This is a genomic window from Aquiflexum sp., assembly GCF_041751335.1.
Lineage (GTDB): Bacteria > Bacteroidota > Bacteroidia > Cytophagales > Cyclobacteriaceae > Aquiflexum.
This window is the reverse complement of the sequence record NZ_JBGSXS010000101.1, coordinates 1-18473: the sequence shown is the minus strand read 5'-3', so window position 1 is coordinate 18473 and position 18473 is coordinate 1. Positions and strand designations below refer to the sequence as shown.

20 protein-coding genes are annotated in these 18473 nt (G+C 37.8%); 14 read left to right on the top strand and 6 right to left on the bottom strand.

Annotation, left to right across the window (positions count from 1 at the left end; translation table 11 throughout):
• From ACEW8U_RS05960 to ACEW8U_RS05950, 3 genes are all read left to right on the top strand, one after another.
• Window positions 1–1215, top strand: a 1215-nt coding sequence (locus ACEW8U_RS05960) for an alpha/beta hydrolase family protein (RefSeq protein ID WP_373521124.1), incomplete at its 5' end; no start/stop codon positions are given.
• An 82-nt stretch (window positions 1216–1297) separates the two neighbouring features.
• A complete protein-coding gene (locus tag ACEW8U_RS05955) occupies window positions 1298–2260 on the top strand; it encodes an aldo/keto reductase (RefSeq protein WP_373521123.1) in 963 nt (320 codons plus the stop codon).
• On the top strand, window positions 2260–3168 hold the full coding sequence (locus tag ACEW8U_RS05950; protein WP_373521122.1) for a YihY/virulence factor BrkB family protein: 909 nt from the start codon (window positions 2260–2262) through the stop codon (window positions 3166–3168). The genes ACEW8U_RS05955 and ACEW8U_RS05950 overlap by 1 nt, the downstream gene beginning before the upstream one ends.
• Before the next feature lie 193 nt (window positions 3169–3361).
• Here the strand turns inward: ACEW8U_RS05950 and ACEW8U_RS05945 are convergent, their stop codons facing one another.
• Complete coding sequence (locus tag ACEW8U_RS05945; protein WP_373521125.1) at window positions 3362–5113, bottom strand: gamma-glutamyltransferase family protein; 1752 nt, start codon at window positions 5111–5113, stop codon at window positions 3362–3364.
• A gap of 101 nt (window positions 5114–5214) precedes the next feature.
• Window positions 5215–6282 carry a carboxypeptidase-like regulatory domain-containing protein gene (locus ACEW8U_RS05940; protein ID WP_373521121.1) on the bottom strand — a complete coding sequence of 356 codons (1068 nt, stop codon included), beginning with the start codon at window positions 6280–6282 and terminating at the stop codon, window positions 5215–5217.
• Window positions 6283–6408: 126 nt separating this feature from the next.
• On the opposite strand from ACEW8U_RS05940, the gene ACEW8U_RS05935 reads away from it, so the two are divergent.
• From ACEW8U_RS05935 to ACEW8U_RS05925, 3 genes are read left to right on the top strand one after another with little or no spacing between them, the layout of a single operon-like run.
• The gene (locus ACEW8U_RS05935) at window positions 6409–6753 is read left to right on the top strand and encodes a DoxX family protein (RefSeq protein WP_373521120.1); all 345 of its coding nucleotides are present in this window, start codon (window positions 6409–6411) and stop codon (window positions 6751–6753) included.
• Window positions 6754–6764: 11 nt separating this feature from the next.
• Window positions 6765–8174 (top strand): DEAD/DEAH box helicase, encoded by a 1410-nt coding sequence (locus ACEW8U_RS05930; RefSeq protein ID WP_373521119.1) that lies wholly within the window; start codon window positions 6765–6767, stop codon window positions 8172–8174.
• Window positions 8174–8464 carry a PhzF family phenazine biosynthesis protein gene (locus tag ACEW8U_RS05925; RefSeq protein ID WP_373521118.1) on the top strand — a complete coding sequence of 97 codons (291 nt, stop codon included), beginning with the start codon at window positions 8174–8176 and terminating at the stop codon, window positions 8462–8464. The genes ACEW8U_RS05930 and ACEW8U_RS05925 overlap by 1 nt, the downstream gene beginning before the upstream one ends.
• Window positions 8465–8473: 9 nt before the next feature.
• Here the strand turns inward: ACEW8U_RS05925 and ACEW8U_RS05920 are convergent, their stop codons facing one another.
• Together ACEW8U_RS05920 and ACEW8U_RS05915 are read right to left on the bottom strand one after the other, a co-directional pair.
• Window positions 8474–9556, bottom strand: coding sequence for a 3-oxoacyl-ACP synthase III family protein (locus ACEW8U_RS05920; protein WP_373521117.1), 1083 nt, complete (start codon window positions 9554–9556; stop codon window positions 8474–8476).
• A 119-nt stretch (window positions 9557–9675) separates the two neighbouring features.
• On the bottom strand, window positions 9676–10311 hold the full coding sequence (locus ACEW8U_RS05915) for a peroxiredoxin (RefSeq protein WP_373521116.1): 636 nt from the start codon (window positions 10309–10311) through the stop codon (window positions 9676–9678).
• Window positions 10312–10665: 354 nt separating this feature from the next.
• Between ACEW8U_RS05915 and ACEW8U_RS05910 the strand changes: the two genes are divergently transcribed.
• The 5 genes from ACEW8U_RS05910 to ACEW8U_RS05890 all read left to right on the top strand — a co-directional run bounded on the left by ACEW8U_RS05910 (window position 10666) and on the right by ACEW8U_RS05890 (window position 14083).
• On the top strand, window positions 10666–10998 hold the full coding sequence (locus tag ACEW8U_RS05910; RefSeq protein ID WP_373521115.1) for an arsenosugar biosynthesis-associated peroxidase-like protein: 333 nt from the start codon (window positions 10666–10668) through the stop codon (window positions 10996–10998).
• Between the two features lie 98 nt (window positions 10999–11096).
• Entirely contained in the window at window positions 11097–12140 is a 1044-nt protein-coding gene (arsS, locus tag ACEW8U_RS05905) for an arsenosugar biosynthesis radical SAM (seleno)protein ArsS (protein WP_373521114.1), read from the top strand.
• A 4-nt stretch (window positions 12141–12144) separates the two neighbouring features.
• A complete protein-coding gene (locus ACEW8U_RS05900) occupies window positions 12145–12771 on the top strand; it encodes a TIGR04282 family arsenosugar biosynthesis glycosyltransferase (protein ID WP_373521113.1) in 627 nt (208 codons plus the stop codon).
• 10 nt (window positions 12772–12781) lie between these two features.
• Entirely contained in the window at window positions 12782–13384 is a 603-nt protein-coding gene (locus ACEW8U_RS05895) for a DUF6134 family protein (protein ID WP_373521112.1), read from the top strand.
• A gap of 6 nt (window positions 13385–13390) precedes the next feature.
• Window positions 13391–14083 (top strand): TIGR04283 family arsenosugar biosynthesis glycosyltransferase, encoded by a 693-nt coding sequence (locus tag ACEW8U_RS05890; protein ID WP_373521111.1) that lies wholly within the window; start codon window positions 13391–13393, stop codon window positions 14081–14083.
• 448 nt (window positions 14084–14531) lie between these two features.
• On the opposite strand, the gene ACEW8U_RS05885 is transcribed toward ACEW8U_RS05890, so the two are convergent.
• Window positions 14532–15863, bottom strand: coding sequence for an amidohydrolase (locus tag ACEW8U_RS05885; protein WP_373521110.1), 1332 nt, complete (start codon window positions 15861–15863; stop codon window positions 14532–14534).
• A gap of 93 nt (window positions 15864–15956) precedes the next feature.
• On the opposite strand from ACEW8U_RS05885, the gene ACEW8U_RS05880 reads away from it, so the two are divergent.
• From ACEW8U_RS05880 to ACEW8U_RS05870, 3 genes are all read left to right on the top strand, one after another.
• Complete coding sequence (locus ACEW8U_RS05880) at window positions 15957–16946, top strand: YheT family hydrolase (protein WP_373521109.1); 990 nt, start codon at window positions 15957–15959, stop codon at window positions 16944–16946.
• A gap of 29 nt (window positions 16947–16975) precedes the next feature.
• Window positions 16976–17422 (top strand): hypothetical protein, encoded by a 447-nt coding sequence (locus ACEW8U_RS05875; protein WP_373521108.1) that lies wholly within the window; start codon window positions 16976–16978, stop codon window positions 17420–17422.
• Between the two features lie 182 nt (window positions 17423–17604).
• A complete protein-coding gene (locus ACEW8U_RS05870; RefSeq protein ID WP_373521107.1) occupies window positions 17605–17820 on the top strand; it encodes a DUF5131 family protein in 216 nt (71 codons plus the stop codon).
• Between the two features lie 73 nt (window positions 17821–17893).
• Here the strand turns inward: ACEW8U_RS05870 and ACEW8U_RS05865 are convergent.
• Window positions 17894–18473 (bottom strand): hypothetical protein (locus ACEW8U_RS05865; protein WP_373521106.1); only part of this gene is annotated, 580 nt, incomplete at its 5' end.

Sequence of the window (18473 nt, the reverse complement as noted above, 5' to 3'; positions counted from 1 at the left end):
GCAAAAGGAATTCCCTTAAGTAAGGTTTTGTTCAATGGGCTGATGCTCAATTTTGAATTTGCAGCAGGGGATATTAGTTATGAAGGATTAATAGTGGAAGAAAGCATAAAGGGTACTTTCAAGCAAAAAGGAATGTCTTTTCCTCTTGACCTTACCAAAGACCTTAATCAGGAAACCGAAAACAAACAGGTCAATAGACCACAGCATCCTGAATCTCCTTTTGAATATTCAGAGATTTCTATTGCATTTAAAAATGAAATTGAAAGAATCCAATTGAAAGGAACAATCACCAAACCCATTGGAGAAGGTCCTTTTCCAGCTGTTGTTTTGGTCAGCGGTTCAGGGCCACAGGACAGAAACTCGGAAATTTTTGGGCACAAGCCTTTTTTAGTCATCGCTGATTACCTGACTAATCAAGGAATCGTTGTTTTAAGATATGATGAAAGGGGAGTGGGTGAGTCTGAAGGCCAATTTTCCTCAGCAAGTTCTTTTGACTTTAAAGATGATGCCATTTCTGCTTTGGAATATTTAAGGAGCCAATCATTTGTTGATAAGCAAAAAGTAGGATTGATCGGACATAGTGAGGGAGGTCTAATCGCATGGCTGATAGGGGCAGAAAAAAATAAAGTGGATTTTCTGGTGGCTTTGGCACCACCTGTTGTTCCAATTCCAGATTTGATGCTCAAGCAAACTGAAGACATTTCAAGATCTTCCGGTTCTCCACAAGAATTAGTAAATCAGCAAGTCTCGATTAACAGAAAGTTTTATAATCTGATAACTCACAGTAAAAACAGTGATGAGGCATTGTCCAAAATCCCTGAGTTAGTAGATGAAATAATGAGTGGTTATGGTCTTGAAAAAGAAATTTTGGAACAACAAGCCAGTTCTTTGGGTTCTACTTTTGAAAAGAGCATTAATCCTTGGTTTTATAATTTTATTAAAACCAATCCAGAAGAATATATATCAAAAATCACTGTACCAACATTTGCAGCTTTTGGTGGTAAAGATCTTCAGGTAAATGCGGCTCAGAATGGAAACAGGTTAGTAGAACTCTTCCAAAGCAAATCTGCATTATTACAATTACAGGTTTATCCTGAACTCAACCATCTTTTTCAAAAAGCAGAGACTGGCGCAGTTTCTGAATATGGGGATATTGAGGAGACATTTTATCTAACTGTACTGCAAGATATCCTTGCGTTCATTAATTCATTTTGAGGGATTTAAAAATTAGTCCTTTCGTTCCGAATTAAGTATTATCGGGATAACTTCGTAAAACAAAAACCAAAAAAACTACCACATGAAATCTATTAAATTCAGTAATGGTGATTCAATGCCAATAATTGGCTTAGGAACATGGAAATCCAAACCGGGAGAAGTTTACCAAGCTATCCTTTGGGCCATAGAATCCGGTTACCGCCATATAGATTGTGCAGCTATTTACGACAATGAAAAGGAAGTAGGTAATGCCCTTCAATTTGCTTTTAAAAATGGACTGGTTACAAGAGAGGAAATGTTTATTACCTCCAAACTTTGGAACAGTAACCACCGCTTGGAGGACGTTCAACCTGCACTGAAAAAAACACTCAAGGATCTTAAATTGGAATACTTGGATCTTTACTTGGTTCATTGGCCGGTAAGTTTCAAAAAAGGTGTTGGCTTTGCCCAAAACAGAGAAGAGTTTTTTACTTATAATGACGTTCCATTATCCCAAACTTGGGAAGGTATGGAAGATTGTAAAAGCAAAGGATTTACAAAACATATTGGTGTATCCAATTTCAATATTGCCAAATTGGAAGAAATAATAAAAAGTGGAAAACAAATGCCTGAAATGAATCAGGTAGAGATGCATCCTTTCAATCCACAGCATAAATTGGTTGAATATTGTCAATCCAAGGGAATCCACATGACAGCATATTCTCCCCTTGGCTCCGGTGATCGGTCTGCATCCATCAAAAAGTCAGATGAACCAAGTTTATTTGAAAACCAGGTTGTAATGGAATTAGCTGATAAATATCAAGTCAGTGCAGCACAGATTTTGATTGCTTATTCGATCCATAGGGGCATAGTTGTTATTCCTAAATCGGTGAATGAGGGAAGAATTAAACAAAATCTGGCCTCCGTAGAAATTCAGTTTGATAAAGAGGATGTAGAAAAATTAAGTAAAATTGATTTAAGATATCGGTTTATTGATGGATCTTTTTTTACTGGTTCAAAGAGTCCTTATGCTCAACAGGATCTATGGGAAAATGATAATAGCTAATGCTTAAAAAATTTAAAAAATTAACATTATTTCAAATAATCAAAGACAGTGTCAAGGATTTTTTTTCAGGGGAATCCATGGGACTTGCTGCGGGAACGGCTTTCTATACGATATTCAGTTTGCCGGCATTGCTGATCATAATTCTTAATATTGGAACTACCATATATTCTGAAACGGAAATCAAGCATGAAATGCTTCAACAGGTAGAAGAATTGGCGGGGGTGGAAAGCAGGGAGACATTGGAAAATATTCTGAATAATTTTGATATGGAAGCCGATGGTGTTATACCCAATTTTGTTGCCTTTTTGATACTTGCTTTCAGTGCCACCACAGTTTTTGTAAGCCTACAAAATGCCATCAACCATATTTGGCATATCAAACCAAGACCAGAAAAAGGGATAATTAAGTTTATCATCAATCGTTTGTTAAGCTTTTCTTTAGTGGCGTCTATAGGCTTTATACTTCTGGTTTCGCTGGTCTTGGATGCTGTTTTGGTTATTATCAATAATTATTTTACTGAATATGTGGTTGATTTGCCCATTAATATGGCCACCATTGCACATTTTGTACTCAGTCAGGTAATTGTGGTAGTAGTATTTGCATTGATGTACAAGATACTTCCTGATGCAAAGGTTAGGTGGAAGGATACTTGGATAGGTGCATTTGTCACTATGTTGCTTTTTGGTATTGGAAAGTACCTTATTGGAATTTATATGGGAAACAGTGATTTGGGTTCTTCCTATGGCGCTGCTGGTTCTTTGGTCATTTTACTGATATGGGTATATTATTCAGTAGTGATATTTTTATTTGGTGCCCAGATTACCTATTACATTGCCGAACATATTGGAGGAAATATTATTCCTAAAAACCAGGCTGTTAAAGTGGAAATGAGAGAGATAAGGGATTGATGAAGTTTGCCAGTCTATATTAGACGGGGAATACGGAAGTCAAATTTGATCTGAATTGGTAAGATAATTTGGGGAAACTGTCTGCCGGGAAGACATAATTTCACTCAATATGGTGAAAAGATATTCCAACTTGACACCCTGACTCCTCAATAATTCGGTAGCAAAACACTAAAACATTTACAATCCTCAATGCTTACCATGCAATCCCATGATCCTCCCCATTATTGCTTGAGCCACCCCAAAACGTGCTGTGTTTCCAGTCAAACCAGATGGCATTCAGTGGACCTGAGGTGCGATCTTGAAAGTCCATAATATAACCTCTCTTTTTTAGGTCATTTCGGACATATGATGGGACCTGACTGTTTAGGGTCAATCCGCCGGGTTTAATTTCGTGCGCACCGAAGGATGACTGCATTTGATAACTTGTGATATTGGCTGCTTCTGCTGCTTCCTGTACGGTCATCCCAAATTCAACTATATTCAAAAACATCTGAAGTAAGTTTTGGTCTTGGGTATCGGCACCTTGTACCGCAAATGAGAGAAATGGCTTTCCATCTTTTAAGGCCATGCTAGGTGTAAGTGTTACTCTTGGCCTTTTGCCTGGCTCAAGGACATTAAAAGGATTCATGGTTTCATCCAAAACAAAACTCTGCATCCTTTGGCTTAGCCCTACACCTGTATTTCCTGCTATCGCTGCTGGTATCCAGCCCCCTGAAGGTGTAACCGAAACTACCCAGCCTTCTGCATCAGCAGCTTGAATTGAGGTAGTACCTGCCTTTAAGAAATGATCCAAATAGGGATCTTCAGAACCTTGGATTGGAATTTCCGGTTGGAAATAAACCAAAGCTTCTTTTCGTTTTTCAAGCAAATGTCTAAAAGGATTCTTCTCACCTTGAAATGGGTAGGGGTCGCCCGGCCCGATTTCTTCATTGTTATTTTCCTTGATCAATTTTGCCCTTTCTTTGGCATAATCCTTGGATAATAAACCTTTCATTGGACTTTTAGGTAGGAATTCAGGGTCACCATAGTAAAAGTCCCTATCTGAAAAGGCAAGGCTCAAGGTTTGATAAAGTGTGTTGATATAATTGGCAGAATTATAGCCCATTGACTTAAGGTCAAAATTTTCTAAAATGTTCAGGCTTTGAAGTAGTGCCGGTCCTTGAGTCCACTCCTGAAGCTTGTAAACATCAATTCCCTTATAATTCACCATTAGCGGTTCTTCAATTTTCACTTTCCATTTGGCAAGGTCTTCCATGGTGAAAAGGCCTCCTTGTTCCCGAGTACCTCTGACAATTTCCTCCGCAATATCTCCTTTGTAAAATCTTTCATTTGCAGCGTAAATGGCCTCCTTTCTGGATTTTCCCTGAGCCAAAGCCTGTTTTTCGGTATCTACCATTTTTTTTAAGGTTTGATATAGGTCATCCTGTACGAATACTTCGCCGGGATATGGGGCCTCTCTTTCTTCACCCAAGTGAGGTAAAAACACTTTTTTAGAATAGGGCCATTCTTTGATCAGGTCTTTTCTGTTTTCAATATTATTGGCGGTTTGAGCCTCAATAGGATATCCTTTTGCCATTTCCATGGCAGGGGCAAGTACCTCCTCCAAACTCATCGTGCCATATTCTGCCAACATGGTCATCAATCCACCCGGGGTTCCAGGGGTGGTTGCCGCCAGTGGGCCAAATTCAGGTGGGTAGGGCATATTTTTTTCTTTGAAAAAATCAACTGTGGCACCTGTTGGAGCCAATCCCATGGCATTGATGGCGATTACTTTGCCTGTATTGGGATTATAGATCAACGCCTGTGTCTCACCACCCCAACTCAGTACATCCCACATTGTGCAGACTGCAGCCAACATAGCGCATGAAGCATCCACGGCATTTCCTCCCTGATTGAAAATCATAGCCCCGGCTGTTGCTCCCAAAGGTTTTCCGGTGATGGCCATCCAATGTTTGCCGTGAAGGGGAGGTTTTTGTGTCTGCGCTTGGCAGAAGCCAATCAAAACCAAGCAAAACAAATTGATGAAAGTTATTTTTCTGATCATGGTCAATTGTCGATTAAGTCAGGTAAAAGTGGTTTGAATCCTTCGAATTTATTATTGTAATGGGTAATCAGATTGAACCAATTGGAAGGCTCTCGTAAACTCATATTATTTTCTATTGCAAAAGCCTCCATTTCTTTGGATTTCTCTCCAAAAATCTGAAAGACCTTTTTCTTTTTCTTTGGTATTTCAAATAAGTTATTATCCTGTATATAGTAGTAAACAAATCGCTTGATAATCTCATCATTCCTGTTGCCGACCATTAGCGCGGCATTATAGTTGGATTCTTTGATAGATGCGACAGTCCTTCTGACTAAGGGCATTTTTCCATCCACTAAAACCTCAAAAAAACCTGCAATAGGTACTCCTTCATCTTTCAGGTCCATACCATTGACAAAATATCTTGGTACCCTGTGCTTTGAATCCACCCATACGATGTTTCTTACCCTATGTCCAGCAATTGCAGTTGCTTCATCGGAATCTTCAGCCCTTAACTCAAAATTATTTGAATTGATATTGTACCTAACAAAATAGCCTTCTATGATTTCATCATCTTTATAAAGCAGGATAGAGGCTTTATTCCATTTGGTGTCAAGGTAAAAATTTCCAATCAATCGTTTTGGGTCAGGAGGGATTCCAAAGACTGCATGTCCACCTTCAAAATTAGGTCTTTTGGAAAAAAGTTCAGCAACATTCGTGGCCCGGATTGTTTTCTGAAGAGCCTCTCCTGAATCATCTTCGTATCCAAATGGAAAAAGGGTAATGATACCAAGGTTAAGATCTCCATTTACCGTGATTTGGGATTTGTAGGATTGGAACCCATTAATCTGAATGTTAAGAATAAATTTTTCTTCAAACACATTCTCTATCATAAATGCTCCTACATTATTGGAAATATCCGAAAAAGCTGTTTCCCTTAATGTAATCACAGCACCTGTTATAAATTCATCATTTGCACCGTTTCTTAAGGTGCCCTTTATAGTGTATTGCTGGGCATTTGATATTCCCATAGCAGAACTCAGCACTAGGGACAATAGAAGTAATCTAACAGGAATTATTACAGACTTATTCAAAAGAAACCTCCTTATTTTTAATCTTTAAATGTCCAAAAAGAGTATTTGTTTGAAATATGGATCTCTTTTACTTACATTTAATCGGTAATATAATTATTGATTCTCAATATCAGGAATAAAAATCGGATGGAGTTATTTTTTCTTTATTTAATGGGTGGAATTTACATTTTTGCAGGAATTATGCATTTTGTCAAGCCTAGAATGTATATAAGGATAATTCCCCCATTCTTTCCCAATCCTAAAGTTTTGAATGCGATAGCGGGAGCTTTTGAAATTATTTTAGGATTGGCATTGTTCTTTCCAAGTACAAGATCTATTGCAGCCATTGGAATAATTTTACTTTTATTGGCGGTTTTTCCCGCTAATATTTATATGTATCAAAAAGGGGCAAAAGGAATACCAAAATGGGCCCTATTGCTTAGATTGCCCCTTCAGTTCGTTTTGATCGCTTGGGCCTTTATGTATGTTTAAATTATAAGACGTTGAATTTTAATGATTTTAATTTTGAGTCGAGCCTTGTAGAAGGGCTTGACGCGATGGGTTTTACCAAACCTACACCAATCCAAGAATTTGCAATACCCTTGATACAGCAAGGTAAAGATTTGATTGCCTGCGCCCAAACCGGTACAGGTAAAACAGCTGCCTTTATTTTGCCCATATTGAACAAAATCACCAAGGAAGGACAATCCGGTTTGAACACCTTAATTTTGGCACCAACCAGGGAACTCGCCATTCAGATAGATCAGCAGATCCAAGGCTTTGCCTATTTTGTTGGTATTAGTTCTATCCCTGTATATGGGGGAGGCGATGGAATTGCTTGGGAACAACAAAAGCGAGCAATGGAAGATGGGGCAGAAATCATCGTCGCAACACCGGGAAGGTTAATTGCGCTGCTGGCAGGAGGAAAAATACAGTTTGACAAATTAGAACACCTCATTTTAGATGAAGCTGATAGGATGTTGGATATGGGATTTTCAGAAGATATCCTGAAGATCGTCAACTACCTTCCAAAAGATAGACAAACTGTTTTGTTTTCTGCCACCATGCCTCCCAAAATCAGACAGTTTTCCAAACAGCTTCTCCGTAATCCTGAAGAAATCAGTCTATCTGTAGGTAAAACTGCTGAGGGGGTTACTCAGGGTGCCTATTTGGTGTATGATGGACAGAAGGAATCGCTGGTGCGTAATATTCTTGGAAAGAAAGATTATGAAGCTGTCATCATTTTTGCCTCAACAAAAGAAAAAGTAAAGAACCTGTATAAATTACTCAAAAAAGATTTTGAAATAGAGGCTTTTCACTCTGATTTAGAACAAGTTGAGAGGGAAAAGATCATGTCAAGATTTAAGAATAAATCTTTAAAAATCCTTATCGGAACTGACATCATTTCCAGAGGAATAGATGTAGTGGGAATCGAGTTGATCATCAATTATGACACTCCCAATGATCCGGAAGATTACGTTCACCGTGTAGGTAGGACAGCAAGGGCGGACAGCAAAGGTGAAGCCATCACCTTTATCAGTGACAAGGATAAATATAAATTTGAACGTATTGAATCGATGATTGGGATGGAAGTTGAAAAACTACCTTTACCCGAAGGTTTTGAAAAAGGTCCAGATTACAAAGGGGGTAGTTCCAACCCAGAAAGAAAAAGTTTTAATAAGAAAAAGCCTTTTAACAAAAACAAGAAGAAAAGGCCTGGAGAATCTAATACTGGTCCAAAGCCTTCTGGAATTGAAAGAAAAAGAGAAGCAAAACACAAATCAACATTACCGCCGAGAGAGAGTCCATCAGAGACCAAGTCTAATTTCCCAGCCAGAGAAAAGAAAGAAGAAAACAAAAAAGATAAAAACACACTCTTTGGAAAAAGAACCAATGTGGTGGATGATATCTGATGAAGCTTAAAATTTACCAAGTTGATGCTTTTGTTACGCAGGTATTTCGAGGGAATCTTGCTGCAGTTGAAAATGAGGATATAATCAAAAACCTTCAATTTGACCTACATCTTATTTCTAAAATTAAGGCTAGAGGAGTGATTGTATCTGCGCTTGGAAAAACGGTGGATTTTGTGTCCAGATTTTTTGGTCCTCAAATTGGAGTCCCAGATGACCCTGTTACTGGATCTGCACATACTTCATCGCCGCCTATTTGGTCAAAAAATCTCATTTCAAATATTGATTGCTGAGCCACTTTTCTAATTTTCCGGAATCTTATAAACAAACGCATTCACGTTCATACCTGCACCAACAGAAGCAAAAACCAAATTATCACCAGAACTGAAATAGTAACCGTTGAGCTCTTTTCTGGCAATCATGTCATAAAGAATAGGCACAGTGGCCACGGAATTATTACCCATTTTGGATATGATCATGGGCATGATTCCTGCAGGTTTTTGGGTAACCCCAAAAAGCTTTAGTGTTCTGATTAGAATTGCTTCATCCATTTTTGCATTGGCCTGATGTATGAGAACTTTACTGATATCTTTAATGCCCAAACCTGATTTTTCTATAGTCTGCTTCATCAATACCGGCACTGTATTCAATGCATATTCATAAAGTTTCCTACCATTCATTTTCAGGAATAAAGTGTCATCCTTAAAATCCGGGTTATAGGAAACATCCATTTTCAAAAGATGGGCTTGAGTAAGGGTATCGGTCCTGGTTTTGTGACAAAGGACCCCAATAGGTTCTTCACTTTCCACTCCTTCCAATACAACTGCCCCAGCACCATCAGAATAAATCATGCTGTCGATATCATGGGGATCTATAATCCGTGACAGTGTTTCAGCACCGATAATCAAAGCTCTTTTTGCATCACCTGATTTGATAAAATAGTCTGCATGGATTACACCCTGTACCCATCCTGGACAACCAAAAGGAAGATCATAAGCCACACAGTCAGGATTTTCTATTTTTAGCAAATGCTTTACCCTTGATGCAATGGTAGGAAGGATATCTGTTTTTCGGTTATTGTATAATATTTCTCCAAAATTTTGGGCAACAATGATATAGTCTAAAGTTTCAGGATCAATCGCAGAATTTTCGATAGCAGCTTTGGCAGCGAAATATGCCATATCGGAAGTATTCAATTCAGGTTTTAGGTATCTTCTTTCCTCTATTTCTGTTATTTCCTGGAATTTCTGAATGATCGCACAATTCTCTTTCGAGATTTTTTCTCCCTTTTCATTGATGAAATTATTGTTTAAAAAATCTTGATTTTTTACAATTACATCTGGGAGGTATGAACCAGATCCCTTGATTACGGTGTAAATTGACATATTTGGTGATTTTGAGACAGTGGATATATTTTGGCACCCAATTAAGTAATAATATTTCAAAAAAGGTATTCTTATTAAAAAAGAAAAGCCCTGAAATATTTCAAGGCTTTCTCTATTTTTCAAATATTTGGCTGCGGAGTTGTCCGGAGGTAAGGCTTAATTTTGGTATATCCTTTAGGGAATTTTGCCGGGATATCTTCATCTTTGATACTTGGCACAATTACCACATCATCCCCGTTTTTCCAATCGGCAGGGGTAGCAACTGAATGATATGCCGTCAATTGCAAAGAATCAATCACCCGTAACAATTCAACAAAATTCCTTCCTGTACTCGCAGGATAGGTAATGATCAATTTGATTTTTTTGTCATTGCCGATGACGAAAACTGACCTTACGGTTGCTTTTTCGCTGGCATTGGGATGTATCATATCATAAAGCTCAGCTACTTTTTTGTCCTCATCTGCAATCAGGGGGAAATTAACAGTCGTATGCTGTGTTTCATTGATATCTTTGATCCATTCCCTATGGTCTGCCAATCCATCCACACTCAATGCCATTACTTTGACATTTCTTTTATCGAACTCAGATTTTAATTTGGCTACAGCGCCAAGCTCTGTGGTGCAAACAGGAGTATAATCGGCAGGATGTGAAAAAAGGACTCCCCATCCATCTCCCAAATACTCGTGAAAATCAATTTTTCCTTCTGTCGTCTCTGCGACAAAATTTGGAGCAATATCTCCCAATCTTAGTGACATAGTTGTTTTGGTTTAAAAGTCTATAAAATATATAGGATAACTACACATTTTGAGGGCAATTAGTTTCAATATGAGTAAGGATTATATGAATAATTTGTATGTGGATTTCTTTTTGGATTAATGGTTGTAGTAATTAATTTCTGATAATAGATATTGCCTGGATATATGCCGGAGAGACAGGGATAACCGATATTGGGGCAAAGGAATGAATGAGGGTAATTAGCTTCATTGCGAGAGTTAAAAATTGGCAAGAAGTAGTTTGAAAAATAAATCAAAACATACCCATCCTTTAATTGGTTTTCATTTCAATATAAATCCAATACATTTATCAATATCGTAAATCAAATAAAAAATATGAAGACATATTACAATCCTGAAGACCTTAAAAAATTTGGAAAAATAGGTGAGTTCCAAAAATCTATGGCAGATAAATTCTTTGACTATTATGGAGAGGTTTTCAAAGAGGGCGCATTGACTGCACGTGAAAAAGCGCTGATTGCCTTGGGAGTGGCCCATGCCATCCAATGTCCCTATTGTATAGATGCGTACACAGTTGATACCATGGAAAAAGGCTGTGATGAAGAACAGATGATGGAAGCGGTTCATGTTGCAGCAGCCATCAGAGGAGGCGCTTCTTTAGTCCATGGCACACAAATGATGAATAAAGTCAAAGAATTGTCCATGTAAGCAACAAGAAGTGTTATCTATTTGAACCTTTAATCCGCTAACACTTCACTAATAATTTGGTAGGAGGTACAATCACAAACTTATAGGAAATTTAATTAATGAAATCTTTAAAAGCGCAGAATCACCCTTTATCAAATTCTCAATATGAGCTAGAGTTGCTGGAGACCCCTGATTTTGGGATTAGTTTTGTCCAGAAACTAGACGAATCCAAATTGTATCCTCTCAAACCTTTACAAATTGAAACCCTGCAGATCAATATGGGAAAGATGTGTAATCAGGTTTGTCAACATTGCCATGTGGATGCCGGTCCTGACAGGAAAGAAATCATGACCAGGGAAATCATGGAGGATTGTCTGAGAGTCATCGAAAAAAACAACATCAAATCCGTGGACCTCACTGGAGGGGCACCTGAAATGAATCCAGACTTCAGATGGTTTGTCACTGAAATAAGGAAAATCGGAATAGATATAAATATCATTGTGAGATGTAATCTGACCATTATTTTGGCAAACCCAAAATTCCATGACCTGCCTGAATTCTTTAAAGAAAACCATATAGAAGTCGTTTCATCGCTTCCATATTTTTCAGCCTCAAAGACAGATGCACAGAGAGGTGATGGTGTATTTGAAAAATCTATCAAAGCCTTGAAGATGTTAAATGATATTGGTTATGGCGTTGAAGGAAGTAATTTGATATTGAACCTTGTCTATAATCCTTCCGGCGCATTTTTACCGGGAAGTCAGGAAGGACTTCAAGCGGAGTTCAAAAAGAAATTAGGTAACAACTTCGGGGTAAGTTTCAATGATTTATTTACCATTACAAATATTCCTATCAGCAGGTTTTTGGATTACCTAATCCGAAGTGGAAATTACGAAGGGTATATGGAAAAATTGATTGAATCATACAATCCCACTGCAGCAGCCAATGTGATGTGCCGTTCAACCATTTCTGTCGGATGGGATGGGTTTCTATATGATTGTGATTTTAATCAAATGTTGGAACTGAAGGTGGAAGCCCCAAAAAGCCAGCATATTAAAGATTGGGATCAAATGGTTTTGAAAAACAGAAATATTATGGTCAATCAACATTGCTTTGGATGTACGGCCGGTGCAGGGTCAAGCTGTGGGGGGGCAACTGCTTAAAAATATGAAAAGCAAAAATTCAGAAAATGCCATCATCATCTTTCAGAAAAACCTGATATTCGGAAAAGTGAAAACCAGATTAGCAGCTACTGTTGGTAATCAAATGGCGTTGGAAATTTATAAGGATTTGATTGCCTTCACTTACAGACAGGTTATTGAAATAAAAGATGCCGATTTATGGGTGTTTTTTTCCGAGGGTTTTGAAGAAATAGGAGAGGATTTTCAGAAGCATATCACCGCAATAATGATTCAGGAAGGTGCTTACTTGGGTGAAAGAATGCAAAATGCTTTTGCCACCATTTTTGGAATGGGTTATACTAAAGCTGTTTTAATTGGTACTGATTGTCCTGAAATCACTCCTAAAATTATTAAAACTTCGCTGGATTCACTAAAGAAACATGAGGTCGTAGTAGGTCCTGCCCTAGATGGAGGATATTACCTTATCGGGATGAACAAAGTCTACCCTCAATTATTTTGGCAAATGCCATGGAGCACTGAAAAATTACTGACCTTAACTCTACAAAAATTGAACAATGACAATCTTTCTCATTATCTTTTGCCTGTTCTTTCCGATATAGATACCGAGGAAGATTGGTTAAAGTTTGAAACTTTGATTTCAGAAAACAATTGATAGTTGTCCTATGAACAAACAAAAGATGAGGTTATCGCTTATTTCCTTTGCTTTTTTTATTTTTCAATCTGTTACAGTCCTAGCCCAGGAAGAGGTTAAGTATGATATCAGTGTTGCCGGTATTTCCATCGGTGAAATGACAGCTGTCAAAAAGAAATCAGGACAAAAAACTTTTTATGATGTCAAAAGTGAAGTGAGTTTTTGGTTTTTTGGAAGAATCAACGTTGACTATACAGTAAAGACAGAATTTCTGGATAAACAATTGATCCTTGCAGATTCACAATCAAAAACCAATAGAGGTGATTTTCGGACTTTAGTCAAATGGGAAAAAGACCATTATAAAGTGGATTCAAAAAATTACAAATATGATAACAATAAACCTATCAGAAAACCCTTGTACTGCAGTTCATCAGTTTTTTTCTTTGAAGAACCTACTAACTTCAATGAGTTTATGGCGGAGGGATATGGATTGGTTTCCCCCATCAAAAAAGTAAAAGATTATTACGAAGTTGATGTCAATGGCAATAAAAATAAGTACTACTATGTCAATGGAGTTCTTGACAAAGTAGTGGTGTACAGTCCGATCAAAAATTATGTGGTCAAAAGAAAATGATCCCCAGTGAAGCTAAGTATCATCATACCGATATTGAATGAGTCTGAGAACCTGAGGGAATTACTTCCATTTTTTTTCAATCATGATAAGAATGATAAAATAGAAGTTATAGTCGTGGATGGAGGCAGTAAAGATGATTCTTTTGAGACAGCTTTGAAAATGGGTGCTAAAGTGGTCAAATCAGAAATTTGTTCAAGAGCTTGTCAGATGAATTTAGGTTCCCATCAGGCCATTGGTGAAATCCTTTATTTTGTCCATGCAGATACCAGGGTGCTCTCCTCGTTCTATGAGGACATAGTTCAGGCAGTGGATAGGGGAGTTCCAGCAGGTTGTTTTGCTTATTCCTTTGATTCCGATAGTCGACTTTTAAAGTTAAATTCATGGTTTACTCAATTCAATGGCTTATTGTCAGGTGGTGGAGATCAAACGTTATTTATTACAAGAGAAGTTTTTGAAGATTTAAAAGGTTTTGATGAATATTACTGCATTATGGAAGATTTCGAATTGGTAAGGCGACTGAAAAAAAAGTACAGTTTCCATGTTATTCCTAAAAAAATAACTGTCTCTGCCCGGAAATATGAAACCAATTCCTGGTTTAGGGTGCAAGTGGCCAATTTGATTGTGTTTGCTCTTTTCTTTTTCAAAACCCCACCCAATAAACTTAAAGAATTATATTCCAAGCTCTTGATATACAGGTAAAAAAAAAAGACCGCAAAACGGCCCTTTTTATATATCATCAATACCTATGAGAAAAATTTACTGCCACAAAGGTATCATCCTCAATTTTTTGTTTGGTTAAGGCAATGTGAAGTTAAGGTCATTAAATTATCTTCTCTATTTGAGAGATGTTTTTTCAATAGATATATACCTTGTGATATATAGTTGAAATATGCCTTCGACGATATAAATTTTCTTAATCAGCACTGAATTGACAAAATAAAGCGTCGGATATGGTAATTATTTCAACTTTATATCAATCATATTTCAACTTTATTTCTATTTAATTCCGAATCTCTTCAGCTCTCCGAAACTCTATTTCTATAGTAAGTCTCAAAAAATATCAATTAATATCAAATAATATCCACTTATATCTCAACCAATATTTCAACCATATTTCAATTTTTTTTCAAAAAATATCAACCAATATCTATTTTTTCATCATCTCCACATTCTTCAAAATATCCATTGCAAACAAACTCATTGCTTTTACTCCTGTCTTGATAGTAGGTTCAGGCAGGGGGGCGAAGTAGGGGGAGTGGAGTCCGGGAATATCCAATCCTTCTTTTTTAGCTTTTTCCAAAAATTCAGGATCTGAAGCTCCTAGGTAAAACATCGTAATGGGAATATTCCTTTCCTGCATACCAAAACGGCTGAAATCCTCCCCGATCATCTGGGCTTGCACTTCTTTGACTTTGTCGGATCCTATATTGTTTTTAAAGATATCAACCATCTGTCGGGTGAGTTCATCATCATTGATCAAAGCAGGTGTATGGGGATGGCGGATCCAATAGGTGGGCATTTTGTCTTCCGATAATCCTGCTGCCCTGGCATATTGCTCACTGATGCGTTTGATGCTGCTGACCATTTCTTCCCTCACTTCAGGAGAATAAGAGCGCAAAGTCAATTGCATCACCACCTCATCCGGAATGATGTTGTGAACAGTACCTCCATGGATTGACCCAACAGTGATCACAGCAGGATCAGTTGGCGCAATCCTCCTGCTGACTATGGTCTGATAAGCCTGTATCATTTGCGCACTCAAGACGATCGGATCAATCCCCTTGTGCGGAGCAGCACCATGAGCACCTTCACCATAGACAGTTACATTCATCATATCCACACCCGCCATCAATGGGCCTGATTTATAGCCCAACATTCCTGCCGGCAAAAATGGATCATCATGGAGCGCAATGGCATAATCAGGGTGGGCGAAGCGTTCGTACAAACCGTCGTTCATCATATTCCATGCACCCATTCCGTTTTCTTCAGCAGGCTGACCAACCATCAAGAGCGTTCCTCTCCAGGCATGTTTGTATTCCACCATCATTTTGGCGGTTCCCACAAATACACTCATATGAATATCATGTCCGCAGGAATGGGTGATAAAGGTTTCCTTTCCATCATTGGAAATTCCTTTTTTGGTGGATGCATAAGGAAGACCTGTTTTTTCTTCCATAGGCAGGGCATCCATATCTGTTCGTATTAGGAGGACCGGACCGGCACCGTTTTCCAGTATACCAACCACGCCATAACCGCCAATATTTTCCGTCACCTGATATCCCATGGATTTCAGCTCTTTGGCTATTCGGGCAGAAGTTTCTTTTTCTTGAAGTGACAATTCAGGATTCTGATGTAGCTCTTTGTAAAGTACATCGAGTTCAGGATAGATTTTGTCAATAAAGTTGTCAACAGATTGTGAAAACCCAGACATTGGAAATATGATGATCAGAAGAAAAAGGCAAAACAGGGAAACTCTCATAAACTTCTTGTATTTTACTTTTTCAAAGAAAGCGATTTATTCACGGTTTATGGCAATTATTGTATTTTCGGTAAAAGTAATTATAGTGTTTTTATGCCAATCATAGAAAAATCAACTTACGGTACGCCTCCAAGAATGCTCTTTAATGGCCATTTTGAAACCATTATTCCAAGTATATTTAGAAAGGTAGTGGGTGTTCAATATCAGCGGGAACGGATTGATACACCTGATTACGATTTTTTGGATTTGGATTGGTCAAAGGTGGGGAGTGACAAACTCCTGATCATCAGCCACGGCTTGGAAGGCAGTTCCGAAAGACATTATGCCCGAGGTTTGGCAAAACTATTTAATCAAAACGGCTATGATGTATTGGCATGGAACAACCGTACCTGTGGGGGTGAAATGAACCTTCAACCCATCATGTACCATCATGGGGCGAGCTATGATTTGAAAACAGTGATTGATCATGTGGAGAAAACTAAAAATTACGATGCCTATTACCTGGCAGGCATCAGCATGGGCGGTGCGCAAACCTTGAAATACTTGGGAGAAAACGGACTTGACCTGAATTCAAAAATCAAAAAAGCAGCGGTTTATTCCACTCCCTGCAACTTACCGGATTCTGCTGCTACGCTTAAAGAAAAGAGAAATACCTTTTATAAAAAACGCTTTCTTGGAAAACTGAAGGCAAAAATGTTCCTGAAAGGACAGCAATTTCCCGGTTTGGTGGATTTGGATTTACTGAAGACGGTCAAGGAGTTTGATACATTTGATACCCATTTTACAGCCAAAATTCATGGATTCAAAGACGGGAATGATTTCTATCATTCAGTCAGTGCTGACAATTGGATGAAGGCTATTCAGATTCCAACCCTGATCATTAATGCACTGAATGACCCCTTATTGATGGACAGATGCTATCCCATCGATTTGGCAAGAAACCACCCACATCTAATTCTGGAAATGCCAGCTAGGGGCGGGCATACGGGTTTTATAGTGAAGGGACAGGAGTTTACTTGGGCAGAATATAGGTTTTTGGAGTTTTTTGAGACGAAGTCATCTAAAATTCCGTACAGACAATAAACAGATCAAAGGATTTAAATAGGAACACTATGAAACAATTTATTTTGCCCTCTATTTTATTGTTTACTCTACTTTTAATCAGCTGTAAAGAGGATGAAATCCATCCTGAATCAGCCATTTGGGGTCAGTGGGAATTAATTAAATCGGTTAACAGTTGGACAGGAGAAGTTATGGAGGGGGAGGATATAGAATGGTCAGAAATCTATACTTTCAATTCGAACAATACATTTTTAAAAACGAGAAATTCAACTGACGGTGAATTTGAGGCTTCAGGAACCTTCACATGGACTGAATCTGACCCGCTTGATTCAAGTATGGCACGGGGATTTCTTACGCTGACATTTCAAGCCGGTATGGAGAGCTCAAGTACATGTTATTCAGATGGTAGTGAAGTATTGGTCATCACCCAACAGCAAGTGCTTATGAATACCTGGGATTATTGTGATGGTCCAAGGTTGCAATACCAGAAAAAATAGATCCATAAAAAAAACGATGGCCCACCGAGCCATCGCTTATTAATAACTATTACCCAATCAATTTTCGGCCATTAACCGAAAAAGATATCTTAATATCTATGAATATTTTTTCATTACTGTTTGAATCTAAACGAACACTTCAAATTAAAAATTCTCTTGGATTTCTTAAAAGAGGTTAAATCATGATAAATTGGTTGATAGTAGGAGGGGAGAGCGGCCACAAGGCTAGAAACATGAACCCAGACTGGGTATTGGATATTCAGGAGCAATGCCAAGTCGCTAAAGTTGCTTTCTTTTTCAAACAATGGGGTGGAAAAAACAAGAAAAAAGCTGGACGAGAACTCAACTGGCAAACTTTCGATGAAATGCATGAGGTGGAGTTGGAAAGTTTTATCTGATATCAAAAATATTCTTTTATTACCAAACAAATTCGTCGAAAGGAAAATCAAAAGATAAAACCTGATTCTTTTCTCATCCTACTAATAAGTCTGAAAGTTTTTTAGCCTTGTTTTTCTTGATATCTTTTACAATAGGTGGTATATCTTCAGAACTGACCAATTTGAATGAGGGTATGTCCTTCAATATACTGTATAGATCATTATAGGCTAAATTTTTACCCATATAAGCATCCATGATTAAAAAATATTGGGAATCTCCATTAATGTTCCGGTTTTTTGCAAACTTGTTAAGTCTATCTATTACACTCTCGAATTCGGCGATCTCAGACTGAATATTAGCTATTGGTTTGCTAGCATTCAAATCTATACTTTTAATGCCATACATAGCTCCATTGTAACCCAATCCATCAAAGTGATAATCAAAGAATAGGGATGGCAAAGAGCTTTGTTTTAAAGTATAGTTAACATCAATCTGTTCCTTAAGAGGTTTATGTAGTTTTTGTTCTATTTCAATTTGAAACAAAGAAGGGACATTAACCATTTTTAATTCCTCTTTATCTTTACCAATAAGTTTATCAAAATAGAGTTTAAAAGAAGACTCATCGAAATCTTTTTTTATATAGGCCGGTTTACTTATTTGTAAAATACCATTA

Excerpts from the sequence above, each read along its gene's own strand:
- ACEW8U_RS05955 (WP_373521123.1), top strand. The coding sequence starts at position 1,298 with ATGAAATCTATTAAATTCAGTAATGGTGATTCAATGCCAATAATTGGC.
- ACEW8U_RS05950 (WP_373521122.1), top strand. The coding sequence starts at position 2,260 with ATGCTTAAAAAATTTAAAAAATTAACATTATTTCAAATAATCAAAGAC.
- ACEW8U_RS05945 (WP_373521125.1), bottom strand. The coding sequence starts at position 5,113 with ATGGCCATCACCGGAAAACCTTTGGGAGCAACAGCCGGGGCTATGATT.
- ACEW8U_RS05935 (WP_373521120.1), top strand. The coding sequence starts at position 6,409 with ATGGAGTTATTTTTTCTTTATTTAATGGGTGGAATTTACATTTTTGCA.
- ACEW8U_RS05925 (WP_373521118.1), top strand. The coding sequence starts at position 8,174 with ATGAAGCTTAAAATTTACCAAGTTGATGCTTTTGTTACGCAGGTATTT.
- ACEW8U_RS05920 (WP_373521117.1), bottom strand. The coding sequence starts at position 9,556 with ATGTCAATTTACACCGTAATCAAGGGATCTGGTTCATACCTCCCAGAT.
- ACEW8U_RS05915 (WP_373521116.1), bottom strand. The coding sequence starts at position 10,311 with ATGTCACTAAGATTGGGAGATATTGCTCCAAATTTTGTCGCAGAGACG.
- ACEW8U_RS05910 (WP_373521115.1), top strand. The coding sequence starts at position 10,666 with ATGAAGACATATTACAATCCTGAAGACCTTAAAAAATTTGGAAAAATA.
- arsS (WP_373521114.1), top strand. The coding sequence starts at position 11,097 with ATGAAATCTTTAAAAGCGCAGAATCACCCTTTATCAAATTCTCAATAT.
- ACEW8U_RS05900 (WP_373521113.1), top strand. The coding sequence starts at position 12,145 with ATGAAAAGCAAAAATTCAGAAAATGCCATCATCATCTTTCAGAAAAAC.
- ACEW8U_RS05895 (WP_373521112.1), top strand. The coding sequence starts at position 12,782 with ATGAACAAACAAAAGATGAGGTTATCGCTTATTTCCTTTGCTTTTTTT.
- ACEW8U_RS05885 (WP_373521110.1), bottom strand. The coding sequence starts at position 15,863 with ATGAGAGTTTCCCTGTTTTGCCTTTTTCTTCTGATCATCATATTTCCA.
- ACEW8U_RS05880 (WP_373521109.1), top strand. The coding sequence starts at position 15,957 with ATGCCAATCATAGAAAAATCAACTTACGGTACGCCTCCAAGAATGCTC.
- ACEW8U_RS05875 (WP_373521108.1), top strand. The coding sequence starts at position 16,976 with ATGAAACAATTTATTTTGCCCTCTATTTTATTGTTTACTCTACTTTTA.
- ACEW8U_RS05870 (WP_373521107.1), top strand. The coding sequence starts at position 17,605 with ATGATAAATTGGTTGATAGTAGGAGGGGAGAGCGGCCACAAGGCTAGA.